This is a genomic window from Vogesella sp. EB, from assembly GCF_001037925.1.
GTDB classification, from domain to species: Bacteria; Pseudomonadota; Gammaproteobacteria; order Burkholderiales; family Chromobacteriaceae; genus Vogesella; species Vogesella indigofera.
Genome location: NZ_LFDT01000045.1, coordinates 1 through 14,441 on the forward strand (window position 1 = coordinate 1; position 14,441 = coordinate 14,441).

Annotated in this window: 14 protein-coding genes and 1 pseudogene; 4 read left to right on the top strand and 11 right to left on the bottom strand. The window is 64.5% G+C overall.

Going from position 1 to position 14,441, the window contains the following annotated elements; genetic code table 11:
- Together ACG97_RS16075 and ACG97_RS16080 are read right to left on the bottom strand one after the other, a co-directional pair.
- Nucleotides 1-257 (bottom strand): annotated as a pseudogene (locus ACG97_RS16075) (hypothetical protein); the annotation flags it as partial.
- A gap of 303 nt (nt 258-560) precedes the next feature.
- A complete protein-coding gene (locus ACG97_RS16080; protein WP_047968396.1) occupies nt 561-1,112 on the bottom strand; it encodes a thymidine kinase in 552 nt (183 codons plus the stop codon).
- A gap of 133 nt (nt 1,113-1,245) precedes the next feature.
- Between ACG97_RS16080 and ACG97_RS16085 the strand changes: the two genes are divergently transcribed.
- Entirely contained in the window at nt 1,246-1,671 is a 426-nt protein-coding gene (locus tag ACG97_RS16085; protein WP_047968397.1) for a thioesterase family protein, read from the top strand.
- 165 nt (nt 1,672-1,836) lie between these two features.
- Here the strand turns inward: ACG97_RS16085 and ACG97_RS16090 are convergent, their stop codons facing one another.
- From ACG97_RS16090 to ACG97_RS16105, 4 genes are read right to left on the bottom strand one after another with little or no spacing between them, the layout of a single operon-like run.
- On the bottom strand, nt 1,837-3,132 hold the full coding sequence (locus tag ACG97_RS16090; RefSeq protein ID WP_047968398.1) for an MgtC/SapB family protein: 1,296 nt from the start codon (nt 3,130-3,132) through the stop codon (nt 1,837-1,839).
- 24 nt (nt 3,133-3,156) lie between these two features.
- The gene (dxs, locus tag ACG97_RS16095; RefSeq protein ID WP_047968399.1) at nt 3,157-5,010 is read right to left on the bottom strand and encodes a 1-deoxy-D-xylulose-5-phosphate synthase; all 1,854 of its coding nucleotides are present in this window, start codon (nt 5,008-5,010) and stop codon (nt 3,157-3,159) included.
- Between the two features lie 24 nt (nt 5,011-5,034).
- Nucleotides 5,035-5,931: a polyprenyl synthetase family protein gene (locus tag ACG97_RS16100; protein WP_047968400.1), complete on the bottom strand. Its 897-nt coding sequence runs from the start codon at nt 5,929-5,931 to the stop codon at nt 5,035-5,037.
- Nucleotides 5,921-6,154, bottom strand: a complete 234-nt coding sequence (locus ACG97_RS16105) for an exodeoxyribonuclease VII small subunit (protein WP_047968401.1) — start codon at nt 6,152-6,154, stop codon at nt 5,921-5,923. Before ACG97_RS16105 ends, ACG97_RS16100 begins: the two co-directional genes overlap by 11 nt.
- A 204-nt stretch (nt 6,155-6,358) precedes the next feature.
- Between ACG97_RS16105 and ACG97_RS16110 the strand changes: the two genes are divergently transcribed.
- Nucleotides 6,359-7,189, top strand: coding sequence for an SDR family oxidoreductase (locus ACG97_RS16110; protein ID WP_047968402.1), 831 nt, complete (start codon nt 6,359-6,361; stop codon nt 7,187-7,189).
- A gap of 77 nt (nt 7,190-7,266) precedes the next feature.
- Here ACG97_RS16110 and ACG97_RS16115 read toward each other — a convergent pair whose 3' ends face one another.
- Nucleotides 7,267-8,793, bottom strand: coding sequence for a hypothetical protein (locus tag ACG97_RS16115; RefSeq protein WP_047968403.1), 1,527 nt, complete (start codon nt 8,791-8,793; stop codon nt 7,267-7,269).
- A gap of 137 nt (nt 8,794-8,930) precedes the next feature.
- Between ACG97_RS16115 and ACG97_RS16120 the strand changes: the two genes are divergently transcribed.
- The gene (locus ACG97_RS16120; RefSeq protein ID WP_047968404.1) at nt 8,931-11,084 is read left to right on the top strand and encodes a patatin-like phospholipase family protein; all 2,154 of its coding nucleotides are present in this window, start codon (nt 8,931-8,933) and stop codon (nt 11,082-11,084) included.
- A gap of 9 nt (nt 11,085-11,093) precedes the next feature.
- Here the strand turns inward: ACG97_RS16120 and ACG97_RS16125 are convergent, their stop codons facing one another.
- The 4 genes from ACG97_RS16125 to ACG97_RS16140 all read right to left on the bottom strand — a co-directional run bounded on the left by ACG97_RS16125 (nt 11,094) and on the right by ACG97_RS16140 (nt 13,801).
- Nucleotides 11,094-11,984 (bottom strand): tyrosine-type recombinase/integrase, encoded by an 891-nt coding sequence (locus ACG97_RS16125; RefSeq protein WP_047968405.1) that lies wholly within the window; start codon nt 11,982-11,984, stop codon nt 11,094-11,096.
- A 2-nt stretch (nt 11,985-11,986) separates the two neighbouring features.
- The gene (locus ACG97_RS16130) at nt 11,987-12,826 is read right to left on the bottom strand and encodes a MoxR family ATPase (protein ID WP_047968406.1); all 840 of its coding nucleotides are present in this window, start codon (nt 12,824-12,826) and stop codon (nt 11,987-11,989) included.
- 115 nt (nt 12,827-12,941) lie between these two features.
- On the bottom strand, nt 12,942-13,358 hold the full coding sequence (locus tag ACG97_RS16135) for a hypothetical protein (RefSeq protein ID WP_047968407.1): 417 nt from the start codon (nt 13,356-13,358) through the stop codon (nt 12,942-12,944).
- Nucleotides 13,355-13,801, bottom strand: coding sequence for a thioesterase family protein (locus ACG97_RS16140; RefSeq protein WP_047968408.1), 447 nt, complete (start codon nt 13,799-13,801; stop codon nt 13,355-13,357). Before ACG97_RS16140 ends, ACG97_RS16135 begins: the two co-directional genes overlap by 4 nt.
- Nucleotides 13,802-13,928: 127 nt before the next feature.
- Here ACG97_RS16140 and ACG97_RS16145 point away from each other — a divergent pair, with 127 nt between their 5' ends.
- Nucleotides 13,929-14,378 (top strand): universal stress protein, encoded by a 450-nt coding sequence (locus ACG97_RS16145; protein ID WP_047968409.1) that lies wholly within the window; start codon nt 13,929-13,931, stop codon nt 14,376-14,378.
- Nucleotides 14,379-14,441 lie beyond the last annotated feature (63 nt).

Consider the following 14,441-nt stretch of genomic DNA (forward strand, 5'->3'; position numbering starts at 1 on the left):
GCCAGCACGTTGTCCAGCAACACGCTGTGCGGCAGCAGGCTGGCGATGTGCGGGCGCACGGGTGTCGCCCCCGGTGGCTGGTGGCACTGGCCGTGGCAGTACAGCCCGCGGTCCAGTCGCTGCGCCGCGCGCCACGCCGCCGGTGCCTGCGCGCGCGCGGCAAAACAGGCCAGCCCCTGACACGGCAGCGCGGCCGAGTCCTCGCCGTGCAGGTGATAGAAACTGTCGACCGCATCCTGACTACCGGCTGGCAACATGAGGCGCTCCTTGTGACGGGGAACGGGTTGGCAGTTCTTTATAGTGCCAAGGCCGGCATCACAGAAAGGCGAGACTGCGGTGCCGACAGGAAAAGCCGGATGGCGACGGCATCGGCGCGCGGTGATGGTTCGGGTGGGAGGCCGGGCTTGCGGGGCAGGGCAAGGTTGGCCGCAATCGAGGCGGTGCGCCCCGCGATCAGTACCTGTGCCGGCTGATCAACAGTGTGGCCGCGGACCGGTCTCGGTCAATAAAAACGCCAGCGCTGTGTGCTGGCGGGCGTGGCGGGGTGATCGGGCAGGCGTTCAGGCGTAGAAGCACCTGGCGCACACCGCGTGGTAGCGGGCCTCGTCGCCGATTTCCACCTGCGGCCCTTCCTTGATGCGCTGGCCGTTGCCGTCGCGGCGGATGTGCATGGTGGCCTTGCGACCGCAGTGGCAGATGGTCTTGATCTCCTCGATGTCTTCCGCCAGCGCCAGCAGCCAGGCGGCGCCGGGAAAGGGCTCGCCGCGAAAATCGCTGCGCAGGCCGAAGCAGATCACCGGCACGTGGCGGGTATGCGCCAGCCGGTGCAGCTGTTGTACCTGCTGCGGCGTCAGGAACTGCGCCTCGTCGATCAGCACGCAGGCGATGCCGGCGTAGTCCGCGGCCAGAAAATCGAAATGGTCGTCGTAGGTCAGCGCGTCGCGCTGGATGTTGAGGCGCGAGGTGATCTTGCCGACACCGAAGCGGTCGTCGATGGCGGCGGTGTACAGCCGCACCGTCTTGGCCATCGATTCGTAGTTGTTGGCGATCTGCAGCAGTTGTGTGCTTTTGCCGCTGTTCATTGCGGCGTAGCGGAAGAAGAGTTTGGCCATGGTGAGCTGGGGGCGGGTAAGCCGGCCATTCTAGCGCATGCGGAACACTGTGTTACACGGTGGCGTACTGACGTTAACGTCAGTAGCGCGTTATGATCGCATGCTGCAATGCAACCAGATACCGGAGCCCACGATGGAAAAAATCCTGCCACTGCTCGACACCCGCCGCATCAGCATGCGCTGGGGCGATATGGACGCGGTCGGCCATCTCAACAACACCTGCTACTTCCGCTACATGGAGCAGATCCGCGTCGAGTGGCTGGACGACATCGGCTACCCGATCGACCCGCAGGGCATCGGCCCAGTGCTGGGCAGCACCAGCTGTGTCTACAAGCGCGAGATGACCTATCCGGCGACGGTGCTGATCAGCATCGAGGTGGAAAAGGTTGGCCGCAGCAGCCTGAAGCTGCGCCACCATTTCAGGGTCGAGGGCGACCCCGAGACCGTGTACGCGGTGGGCGAGGCGACGCTGGTGTGGGTCGACTACCAGGCCGGCAAGACGGTGTCGATACCGGAGCCGATCCGCGAGCGGCTGCGGGCCGTCGGCGCCGACGCCTGAGAACCTTTCAATGTCTGCTGCGGCTGTTCTCAATTGGGGCGTACCGCGTTGAAAACGGCTTCGTAATGCTCATTGACCCCATGTCAACGCCGCTTCCTCAGCCGTTTTCGCCTTGTCTCGCGTGAGCGCACGGGACTTTGAACAGGTTCTGAGCGGCGGGGCGGCTCAGCCGGCAATCAGGTTGAGCCACAGCCCGATGGCCAGCCCCAGCAGCATCACCACGAAGGTCGGCAGGCAGCGCAGCGCCAGCAGGCGGCCGCCGAGGCTGGAGATCAGCCCGAACTTGAACAGGGTGTTGCTGGTGATGGCGATACTGATCGCCAGCAGGGTCGGCATCAGCCCCAACTGCTGCTTGCCCAGCATTTCCAGCGCGGTCAGGGTGATGGCGTCGACGTCGTTGAGGCCGGAGATCAGCGCGATCACGTACACGCCGCGCTGGCCGAACAGGTCGTTCAGCCACGCGCTGCATACCAGCACGATGGCGAACACCAGCGCGAAGCTGAGCGCCAGTTTCAGCTCCGCCGGGTTGCTCAGCTGCAGCGCCGGCGTCTCGCGCTGGCCATTGGCGGGGTGGCGCGGGCGCAGCATCACCGTCAACAGACCGAGCAACAGCGGCGGGGCCATCAGCAGGATGGCGCCTTCCAGCGCTGCCGGCGCCACCGCCATGGTGATCAGCGCCAGCCGCACGAACAACACCAGGTTGGCGAGCAGGATCACCCGCGCCGACAGCGCCACCGAGGCCGGATTGTCGCGCGCGGCGCGGGCATAGACCAGGCTGGTGGCAGTGGTGGAGACCAGGCCGCCGAGGATGCCCAGCACCGGGGTGCCGACGCGTTCGCCGAGCATGCGCACCGCGAAGTAGCCGGCAAGGCCAACGCCGACGATCAGCACCACCATCAGCCACACCCGGTACGGGTTGAAGGCGGCGTAGGGGCCGAAACCCTGATTCGGCAGCACCGGCAGCACGATGAAGGTGAGGGCGGCGAACTGCAGCAGCGCCAGCAGGTCGCGGCGATCCAGCCGCTGGCTGATGCCGCTCAGCTCCGGCTTCAGGTACATCAAGGCGGTGACGATGATGGCGACGGCGACGGCGAGTTCTTCCAGCCCGTTGGCGGAGAGCAGGCCCAGACCGTAGGCGACGACCAGCGCCACCACGGTGGTGGTGCGCGGCTCGTTTTCCTCTGCCTCGCGGCCCAGCGGCAGGAAGCCGAGGCTGGCGATCACCAGCAGGCCCAGCGCCGGCAGCAGCCAGTTCGGGCTGCCGTGCTGTGACAGCACCGCCAGCAGGCAGCCGAACACCGCGGTCATCGGGAAGGTGCGGATACCCGCCAGCGTGCGTTTCTTGCGTTCGCGCTCCACCCCCATCAGCAGGCCGATGCCGAGGCTGGTGACGATGGCCGGCAGCGCGGCATACGGCGAATCGGCCAGTGACAGCCAGCTGCCCAGATCCCAGTTGCTCATGCGCGCGCCCTCCGGCGATGCGGGTTAGCGCCCCAGACGGGCGGCGATGCTGGCTTCGATGCCGGCGGCGTCGAGGCCGCAGCCGGCCAGCAGCATGGCGGGGTCGCCGTGCTCGACGTAGTCGTCGGGCAGGCCCAGGTGAAGCTGCGGCACCTGCACGTTGGCCGCAGCCAGTACTTCGCCACAGGCACTGCCGGCACCACCCATGATCGCGTTTTCCTCGACGGTGACAATCAGCTCGTGGTTGGCGGCCAGCTGTTTCACCAGCTCCGCATCCAGCGGCTTGACGAAGCGCATGTCGGCGACGGTGGCGTCGAAGGCCGCGGCCGCCTCCAGCGCCGGCGTTACCATGCTGCCGAAAGCGAGGATGGCCACCTTGCCCTGACCCTGGCGACGGATGTGGCCCTTGCCCAGCGGCAGTGCCGACATTTCGTGCACGATGGCGGTACCGGGGCCGGTGCCGCGCGGGTAGCGCACCGCGCTCGGGCCGTCCAGCGTGAACGCGGTGTACAGCATCTGGCGGCACTCGTTCTCGTCGGAGGGCGCCATCACCGTCATGTTGGGGATGCAGCGCAGGAAGGACAGGTCGAAGGAGCCGGCGTGGGTCGGGCCGTCGGCGCCGACCAGACCGGCGCGGTCGATGGCGAACACCACTGGCAGGTTTTGCAGCGCCACGTCGTGGATCAGCTGGTCGTAGGCGCGTTGCAGGAAGGTGGAGTAGATCGCCACCACCGGCTTCAGGCCGTCACAGGCGAGGCCGGCGGCAAAGGTCACCGCGTGCTGCTCGGCGATGGCAACGTCGAAGTAGCGTTGCGGATATTCCTGCTCGAACCGTACCAGGCCGGAGCCTTCGCGCATCGCCGGGGTGATGCCGACCAGGCGCGAGTCCAACTTGGCCATGTCGCAGATCCAGTCGCCGAACACCTGGGTGTACTGTGGCTTGCCGCCGCTCTTGCTGCCGACCAGGCCGTTGGCCGGGTCGAACTTGGTCACGCCGTGGTATTTCACCGGGTCGTTCTCGGCCAGCTTGTAGCCCTGACCCTTCTTGGTGACGATGTGCAGGAACTGCGGGCCTTTCAGGCTCTTGATGTTGTTGAGGGTGTCGGTCAGCACGTCGACATCGTGGCCGTCGATCGGGCCGATGTAGTTGAAGCCGAACTCCTCGAACAGCGTACCGGGGGTGAAAAAGCCCTTCACGTGTTCTTCCACCTTGCTGGCGATGTCGCGCAGCGGCGGGGCGATGCCGCCCAGCACCTTGTTGGAGCCCTGGCGCACGGCAGCATAGAAGCGGCCGGAAATGATCTTGGCCAGGTAGTTGTTGAGCGCGCCGACATTGGGCGAGATCGACATGTCGTTGTCGTTGAGGATCACCAGCAGGTTGGTATCCATCGCGCCGGCGTTGTTCAGTGCCTCGAACGCCTGACCGGCGGTCATCGAACCGTCGCCGATGATGGCGACACAGTGGCGCTCGATGCCCTGCAGCTGTGCCGCGACCGCCATGCCCAGCGCGGCGCCGATCGAGGTCGAGGAGTGGCCGACGCCGAAGGTGTCGTACTCGGATTCGTCACGCTTGGGAAAGCCGGCAAGGCCGCCTTGCTGGCGCATGCTGCCCATGCGCTCGCGCCGGCCGGTGAGGATCTTGTGCGGATAGGTCTGGTGGCCGACGTCCCACACCAGACGGTCGTCCGGGGTATTGAACACGTAGTGCAGGGCGACGGTCAGCTCCACGCTGCCGAGGTTAGAGGCGAAGTGGCCGCCGGTCTTGCTCACCGATTCGACGATGAATTCGCGCAGCTCGCGCGCAAGCTGCGGCAGGTCGCTGCGTTTCAGCTGGCGCAGGTCCGCCGGGCTGTGGATGGTGTCGAGCAGTGTGGTCATATTGTTGTTGTGTTGTGTTGTCGTTCAGAACGAGCGGGCGACGATGTAGTCGGCCAACTGTTTCAGACGCGCCGCCTTGTCACCAAACGGTGCCAGCGCGGCCAGCGCGTCGTTGTAGAGTTCGCGGGCAAACTGCTTGGCTTCCTGCAGGCCCATCAGGCTGACGTAGGTCGGCTTGTCGTTGGCCTCGTCCTTGCCGGCGGTCTTGCCGAGGGTGGCGGTGTCGGCTTCGACATCCAGCACGTCGTCGACCACCTGGAATGCCAGCCCCATGCGCTTGGCGAAATGGTCGAGGCTGTCGGTCTGCTCGGCGCTCAAAGGTTGGCCGCACATGGCGCCAAGCAGCACCGCGGCGCGAATCAGGGCGCCGGTTTTCATGCAGTGCATGAACTCCAGCTCGGTCTGGTTCAGGCTGCGGCCAACGCTAGCCAGATCAATGGCCTGGCCGCCAGCCATGCCGGCGTGACCAGAGGCGGTGGCGAGGGTGACTACCATGGCCAGCTGCTGCTGCGGGGCGACATCGGACATCGGCCGGCTGAGCAGTTCAAAGGCCAGCGTCTGCAAGGCATCGCCGACCAGTAGCGCGGTGGCCTCGTCGTAGGCGACGTGACAGGTCGGCTTGCCGCGGCGCAGCACATCGTCGTCCATGCACGGCATGTCGTCATGTACCAGCGAGTAGGCGTGGATCATTTCCACGGCACAGGCGACGCGGCCAAGGTTGGCCGCATCGGCAGCAACCAGCTCGCCTGCGGCAAACGCCAGCAGCGGGCGCACGCGCTTGCCGCCCTGCAGCGTGCTGTAACGCATCGCCTGGTGCAGCTGCTGCGGAGCGCGCTGTTCGTCCGGCAGGGCCACTTCCAGTGCGTTTTCGACGTATTGCTGGGTGGCGGTCATCCAGCCGACAAAGTTTTCATTGCTCATGGCTGATGTCCAGTGGCTTGAGTTCGCCGTTTTCCAGCACCCGTAGTTGTTGTTCGGCATCGGCCAGCTTGGCCTGGCAGAACTTCATCAGTTCGATACCCTGCTTGTAGGAGGCGAGTGCCGCATCCAGCGGCATGTCACCGCTTTCCATTGCCTGGATGATGTCTTCCAGTTGTGCCAGCGAGCTTTCAAAGCTTGCCGGCGCCTTGGCGGATTTGGCCATTACCTTATTCCTCATGCATTGTTCGGTTTACCGGTCGCCATTGTAGGTGTTTTCTGCGTCCGCACAAAGTGGCGCCTGTGTTTGCCCGCCGCGCCGTCGTAGCTGGTCGCGTGCTGCCGCGGCGGCAACAGCCCTTTTGCGTTTGACCCCCGGTGAACGGCTGTTTATCGTGGCGGCCTCAACGATTGACGAAAGGGTGACAGCGTGACGGCCAAAAGCATCTTGATTACCGGCTGTTCGTCCGGCATTGGTCTGGTGGTGGCGCAAGGCTTGGCCGCCAAGGGCTGGCGTGTGTTTGCCAGCGCGCGCAAGGCGGAAGACGTCAGCCGCCTGCAGCAGCTGGGGCTGGAGGCACTGCCGCTGGATGTGGACGACAGTACCAGCATCCACGCCGCGGTGGCCGAGGTGTTGCGCCGCACCGGCGGCACGCTGGATGCACTGTTCAACAACGCCGGTTACGGCCAGCCCGGTGCCGCCGAGGATGTGCCGCGCCACGCGATGCGGGCGCAGTTCGAGACCAACCTGTTTGGCGCCTGGGAGCTGATGAATGCGGTGTTGCCGGTGATGCGGCGCCAGGGGCATGGCCGCGTGCTGTTCAACAGCTCGGTGCTGGGTTTTGCCGCGATGAAGTATCGAGGTGCCTACAACGCCAGCAAATATGCGATGGAAGGGCTGTGCGACACCCTGCGGCTGGAGCTGGCTGGCAGCGGCATCCATGTCTGTCTGATCGAGCCGGGTCCGATCGAGAGCCGCTTCCGCTCCAATGCCCTGGCCAGGTTTCTGGCTAACATCGACATCGCACACAGTGCGCACCGCGCCTCGTACGAAAAGCAGCTGTTGCGGCTAAAAAAGGAAGGCCACGCCGCGCCGTTCACGCTGCCGGCGACGGCGGTGCTGGCCAAGGTGGAGCGGGCCTTGCTGGCCGCGCGGCCAGCGGCGCGCTACCGGGTCACCTTTCCGACGCACCTGTTCTGGTGGCTGAAGCGGCTGCTGCCGACGCGCTGGCTGGACGCGGTGCTGGGGCGGGCGGCGTGAGCGGGTTTGCCATCAGGCGGCCAAAAAAAGGCGGTCACCAGTGGTGACCGCCTTTTTTTGGCCGGGTGCAGACCCGCTCAGTCGCTGAGCCGTTCCAGGGTCTCGAATTCGACCTGGTGACAATCCTCGAACTGGCTGATCACGCTGCTGATGCGGATCTGGTAGGACTTGCCGTTGGCGAGGAAATTGAGCAGCTTGCCCGGCTTGGCAAAGGACTTGGGCACGATGAAGACGCGCTTGCCTTTCTGGGCATTGGTCTGCGTGATGTACAGGCCGTTATGGTTGGAAATGGCTTCCCGCTCGTTTTCGCTGAGGATCACCGGCAATGGCAGGCTGCCGAGCAGCTCCACGCCGATGCGGGTGCCGCCTTCCGGTAGGCGCTGCACGCGGCGGATGATGCCCAGCTGGTTGGGGCGGTCTTTTTGCGACACCCAGATGCTGCGGCCGATGATCAGGCTTTCCACCGCGCGGCCAATGTAGATCAGCCCCATGCCGACTTCGCTGGTGTCGTTGACCCGCCATTCCGGCACCAGGTTGTCGTCGCCCAGCGGCAGGGTGCGGTTGACTTTCAGGTGGTGGGCGATGCGCTCAAAACCGACTTCCACCCGCGCCTGGCCGGTCGACGACAGCCGTTCGTGACGGCGCATCGACTTGCCGCCGTCCTGTGACCAGCGCGTCGACAGCTTCTGCAGCATGTCGCGCCACAGTTCCAGACTCATTTCCGGCAGCGCGCGGGCAAAGGCTTCCGGGATGCCCTGGTCAAAATCGAGGATCAGGTCGGCAAGCCGGTTGACGACGTGGTCGCCGGACCAGTAGCGGCAGCCCTTGCCCAGCACGCCGCGGCGCAGCAGTTGTGGCGCGGCGGGCATGTCGAGGTTGATCACATACTGGAATTCGCTTTGCGTGGCCTGCAGCTCCAGCTGCACGCCTTCCACCAGTCGCTCCAGCAGCAGGTGGATGGCCTCGATTTCCTGTGGCAGCAGGTTGTCGGTCTGCGCCAGGTGCAGCATTGCCGCCTGGATCAGCAGCTCTTCCGGGGAAATGCTGCTGTTCAGCCGGTCGTACAGCGCAATGCGCTTGGTGTGGAACTGTTCCTGCTCGGCAAACTGGTACAGGTGATAGGCTTGCTGCCAGGTGTTGCCCTCGGCCGAGATGTAGCGCAGCGCGCTCCATTTCACCAGGCTCAGCTGGTGGTGCAGCGCGCGGGCGGTGGCCAGCTCGATATTGCTGTCGACGACAAAATTCTTGGCGCTGTGCATCTGGCGCAGGCACAGCTGGTAGCCGTTGGACAGTTCGGTCCAGTAGGAAAGGATGCTGGGCAGGAACGATTTTGAACGCGGCGAACCACGCAGGAACTCACTGCACAGTTTGCTGTGCATGCCCACGGACTGGCTGTCGACGTAGAGCAGGGTGCTGATGCGGTCCTTTAGGGTGACCGTGGCATCCTTATTGATCTTGCTGACCGCCTTGATGACCTCGATCAGCGTCGTGTAATACTCGTCACCCGGCAGGTTTTTCACCAGCAGGGTGGCGGAGACGGTGCTGTCGCTGGGTTTGTGCTTACCGACCAGGGACCCCAGAATGGTTTTGATGTTGTCGATCATTACGTGGAGACGGACTCGGCGAGGTTGAAGGCCAGGGTAACGTGATTATCCCGCTATATTATCGTATCTCGGACCAATAACCGAAAGTGTCATTGCTGCCTATGCTTTTTTCCGGATCTTGGCGCCTGGCCGCCGTCTTGCTGCTGTTGCCGCTGCTGGCGCACGCCAGCGCCACTCCGCCGCGGCTGGGGGTGGTGCTTGGTGGTGGCGGCGCGCGCGGTTTTGCCCACTTGGGCGTGTTGCAGGAGCTGGAGCGCTTGCGGGTGCCGGTGGCCTGCATCGCGGGCACCAGTGCCGGCGCCCTGATCGGTGGCGCCTACGCCAGCGGCCGTGCGCTGGACGAGATGGCCGGGCTGTTTCGCCGTGCCGACTGGGATGTGCTGCTGTCGGGCAAGCCGGCGCGGCAGGACGTGCCCTACCTGCGCAAGCAGGGCGATCTGGTCAACTACTTCGATCTGTCCTTTGGCGTGCGCGATGGCGAGCTGCGCATTCCGCGCGGCGCGATCAATTCGCAGGCCATCGATCTGTTCATCCGCGAGCTGACCCGCGCCCGCGACGAGCCCAGCTTCGACCGCTTGTCGATCCCGTTTCGCGCGGTGGCCACCGATCTGGAAAGCGGCGATGCGGTGGTGTTTGACCGTGGCGACCTGAGCCTGGCGATGCGCGCCAGCATGGCGGTGCCGGGGCTGTTCGATGTGGTGGAGCATGACGGCCGGCTGCTGGTGGACGGCGGCCTGGCGCGGCAGCTGCCGGTGGAAGAACTGCTCGGCGGCTGTGCCGACGTGTTGCTGGTGATCGATGTCGGCACCCCGCCGCTGAAGGCGGAGCAGCTGCGCAGCTTCATCAATGTGCTGGACCAGACCAGCTACCTGATGGTGGCGCGCAACAGCAAGGAGCAGCTGGCGAAGATGCGGCCGCAGGACTTGCTGTTGCGGCCAACCCTGGACGGCTTTTCTCCCGCCGATTTTGCGCGCAATGCCGACATCGTCGAAGTCGGCCGGCGCGCGGCGCAGGGCATCGCCGCACAACTGGCGCCGTTTGCGCTGCCGCCTGAGCACTATGCCGCCTGGCAGGCGACACAGCGGGCGCCGCTGTCGGCGCGCATCGACCGTGTCGAGGTGGCCGGCAATTTCGACTTTGTCGATCCGCAGACACTGCAGCAGCGGCTGTCGGCCGCCGCCACCGCGCTGCCGCTGGAAACCTTCCACCGTCGCCTGACCGAGGTGTTTGCCGATGGCGACCTGGAGCGGCTGTCCTACCGCGCCGCGTTCGAGCAGGGGCAGAATGTGGCGCGGGTGACGGCGGAGGAGCGCTTTGTTGGCCCCAATTACCTGCGTGCCGGCCTGAGCCTGAGCAGCGCCACCAATGGCCGTGCCAGCTTTGCCCTGCTGGGCGAGCACAAGCGCAGCTGGCTGAATGCGGCCGGCGGCATGTGGCTCAACGAATTGCGGCTGGGTGAGGAGCCGATGCTGCGCAGCGAGTGGTACCAGCCGCTGGCGACCGACAGCCAGCTGTTCGCCAGCCTGTCGGCGCGCTACGAGGACCGGCTGTATTCGCTGTACTCGCCCGGTCATCGGCGCGAGGCGGATTTCATCTTCGGCACCACGCAGGCCAATGCCGATCTGGGCTGGGATTTCCGCCAGCTCGGCGAATTGCGGCTCGGGGTGTACCAGAGTCGTACCGCGCTGCGGCTGAAGACCGGGGCGGCGGTCTACGACGACGCGCGCGAGCGGGAGAGTGCGCGCGGGGTGCGGATGCTGTTCAACTACGACCAGCTGGACAATCCACGTTGGCCGCGACAGGGCATGGCGGCCCAGTTCTCGCTGTCGGCGCCGTACACCATGGCGCTCGATGAGCGCTATCACAGTATCGGCATCCGCCTCGACGCGGCGCAGTTGTTGCCACGTGATGTCACGCTGCGCACCACCGCGCGGTTTGACGGCTCCTTCGGCCGCGGCGACGGCATGGTCTACGCACTGGGCGGTTTCAACAACCTGTCCGGCTACCAGCCGGGCGAGCTGCTGGCCAGTCGCACCGCCTTGCTGCGCAGCATGCTGTACTGGCGTGCCGCCGGCTTGCCGTCGGCGCTCGGCTCCGGGCTGTATGCCGGGGTGTCGTTCGAGGCCGGCAAGGCGTGGCGCACGGTATGGGATCAGCGCAATAGCAGCTGGTTGCCGGGTATGACGTTGTTCCTGGGCGCCGACACCGTGCTGGGGCCGTGGTCGGTCGGTGTCGGCAATGCCAAGGGCGGGCAGTGGACCGGCTATTTCAGCCTCGGCGCGCAGTACTGAGCAGGGGCGTTACGAGTTGTCCGGTGTCTTCTTGGCGCGCGGGTGGGCGCCGTCGTAGACCTTGGCCAGATGCTGGAAGTCGAGGCTGGTGTAGATCTGGGTGGTGGCCAGGTTGGCGTGGCCCAGCATTTCCTGCACCGCGCGCAGGTCGCCGGACGACTGCAGGATGTGGCTGGCAAACGAATGGCGCAGCATGTGCGGGTGCACGTGCTGCTCGCAATCGCTTTGCAGCCGCCATTTTTCCAGACGCCGCGCCAGCTGCCGCGATGACAGTCGCGTCCCCTGTTCCGACACGAACAGTGCGTCATCCTGGGTGCTGCCGCGTACGTCCAGCCAGCGGCGCAGGGCGTCGGCGGCGCTGCGGCCAACCGGCAGCAGCCGTTCGCGCTTGCCCTTGCCGCTGACCTTGACCAGCTGTTGTGACAAATCGAGGTCGGCGACATTGAGCGAGGTGGTTTCGCTCAGGCGCAGGCCGGAGGAGTACATCAACTCGAACATGGCGTGATCGCGCCATTGCAACCGTCCCTCGCTGGGCTGGTCCAGTAGCTGCATGGTGGCGTCGACGCTGAGTGCCTTGGGCAGACGTTGTGGTGCCCGCGGCGGGCGCAGGCCGGCGCAAGGGTTGGCCGCAATGTGTTCCTGCCGGATCATCCAGTGGAACAGGTTGCGCCAGCTGGACAGGATGCGCGCTAGCGAGCGCGGCGACAGCCCCTGGTGGCGCAACTGTGCCAGTGCCCGTTGCACGGCGAGGGTGTTGACCTGTTCCGGCTGCTCCAGCCGGGTCAGCCTGGCTAGATAGGTGATGTCGCGCGCGTAGGCCTCGCGCGTGTGCTTGCTCCTTGCGGCCAACTGCAGTTGCTGGTCGAACTGCTGTAGCGTTGCGGTCCAGGCGGCGTTCATGGTCAGTTGCGGCGCGCGCGGGTGGCGTTGAGGATGCGTTCCAGCAGCGACATGTCCTGCTCGTTTTTCAGCAGGGCGCCGGCAAACGGCGGCACGCCGCCGTTGTGGATCGTGCTGTCCGGCGTGCCGTCGGCCTGCAGCAGGCGCAGCCAGTCCAGCAGTTCCGAGGTCGACGGTTTTTTCTTGATGCCGGGCAGCTCGCGGATGGCGAGGAAGCTTTCCAGCGCATTGCGCAGCAGGCTGTCACGCAGGGTCGGGAAGTGGGCGTTGACGATGCGCTGCAGGGTGTCCTGGTCCGGAAAACGGATGTAGTGGAAGAAGCAGCGGCGCAGGAAGGCGTCGGGCAGCTCTTTCTCGTTGTTGGAGGTGATGACGATGATGGGACGCTGGTGAGCCTTGATCTGCTCCTGCGTCTCGTGCACGAAGAACTCCATCTGGTCCAGTTCGCGCAGTAGATCGTTGGGGAACTCGATGTCGGCCTTGTCGATTTCGTCGATCAGCAGTACCGGTGCCTCGCTGGCCTCGAACGCCTGCCACAGCTTGCCTTTGACGATGTAGTTGCTGATGTGGTGCACGCGCTCGTTGCCGAGCTGCGAGTCGCGCAGGCGCGAGACGGCATCGTACTCGTACAGGCCGTGCTGCGCCTTGGTGGTGGATTTGACCGGCCACACGATCAGCTGCTTGCCCAGCGCTTTGGCCAGTTGCTCGGCGAGCATGGTCTTGCCGGTGCCTGGTTCGCCCTTGATCAGTAGCGGGCGTTCCAGGGTGATGGCGGCGTTGACCGCGGTCATCAGGTCGGGGGTGGCAATGTACTGCTCGCTGCCGGTGAATTTCTGCTTCATGTGATGGGCTCGTGTTGGATGGTGGTTGCCGAACGAAAGCGGCCACTCAGGGTGGCCGTTGCGGTGCAGCAGTGCCTGCGCTGATTATGGTTCAGCTACAGGACGCGCCAGGGTGTTACTGGCGGATGAATTCGTTTTCCAGGTCTTCCAGCGATAGCTGCCAGTGCTGCATCATGTGGCGCAGCAGCAGCATTTCCGGGTCGCTGATCGCACTGTCGGCCTTGCAGATGTCCAGCGCGATGGCGCAGCACAGCAGGCGCTTGCTGCGATCGGTAATCACGTCCAGCACCTCGTTGACGCGCTGCGGCGACAGTAGGTGGATGGTGCCATCGTTTTCGGCTTCGTCGGAGACGTCATCGCAGTACTTTGCCAGCACCTCGATGAAGCGCTTGCGCGATAGGCCGATGATTTCATAGACGTTCAGGCTTTCCATGGATTCGATCTCGCGCGCTTCCATTTCGCCATCGGTAATCATGAACATGGCAAGGATGCGGGCAAGCGCTTCCGGACTGTTCGTGGGGTAGTTCTTCATGTCGCGACTCCTTCTTGTTTCAGTCTGAATTGCGCGGCAAAGGCGGCTGGTACAGCGGTTGCTTTCCGCTGCTGGTAGTCAAAGAAGACAATGCCGGTCTTGATATGCAGTATTGCGGCATTGTCGCTCAAGCGTCGGGCTTGGTAAATGAAATCGCAGCCGCAGCGGCTAAAGTCGGTGATGCCGAGGCTGAATGCCAGCGTGTCGCCATGAAAGGCTTCGTTGCGGTAGATCACCGCGGCGTCGCTCATGATGATGCCGGCACCGTAAACATCCATCTCGGTGCAGTCAATACTCTGCAGGAAACGCAGCCGGACCTCGTGGGCGAAGCGCAGTGCGGCATCGTTGCCCATATGGCCGCCGTAGTTGATATCGCTGATGCGGATGTCGAGCCGACAGTCGAATACCGGGTTGTCGATCTCCGGCAAGGTGAGGCGTGCCATGCGTTAACCTGTTGCGAGGGTTTTTGTCATACTGCGCCCGCTGTTAATCTTTATCAATACTTTCCTCGGCGCCGGTAATCTAGTATGAATACAACAATTCAATCGTGTGTCGAGACGGGAGGTCACCATGTATCAGCGTATTTTTGTGCCGGTTGATGATAGCGAAACATCGGCATTGGCCCTGGCTGAAGCGTGCAAGCTGGCCAAGGAGGTTGGTGCCGCGGTGAAGATGGTGCACGTGGTGGATTTGGCGCAGTTTGGCTGGGGTGGTGCCGAGTTTCTGGATGCCGCGGAATTGCAGGGTTCGATTCGCGAGGCGGGCGAACAGGTGCTGTCTCAGGCCCGAACGCGCGCCGAGGCGCTGGGTGTGGTGCCGGAGACGGGCATCATCGAAAGCTGGGGCGATCGCATCGCCAGTGTCATCATGGACGACGCCAGCAAATGGGGGGCGGATCTGCTGGTGATGGGGACCCACGGCATTGGCGGGCTGATGCACCTGCTGCTGGGAAGTGTGGCCGAAGGGGTGCTGAAGATTGCCGATGTGCCGGTGCTGCTGGTGCGCAATAGCGGCGATTGATAACGTTTTTCGCCTGTAGTGCCGACCTTGTCCTGCTTCAGACATCAAAAAACGCCGACGACC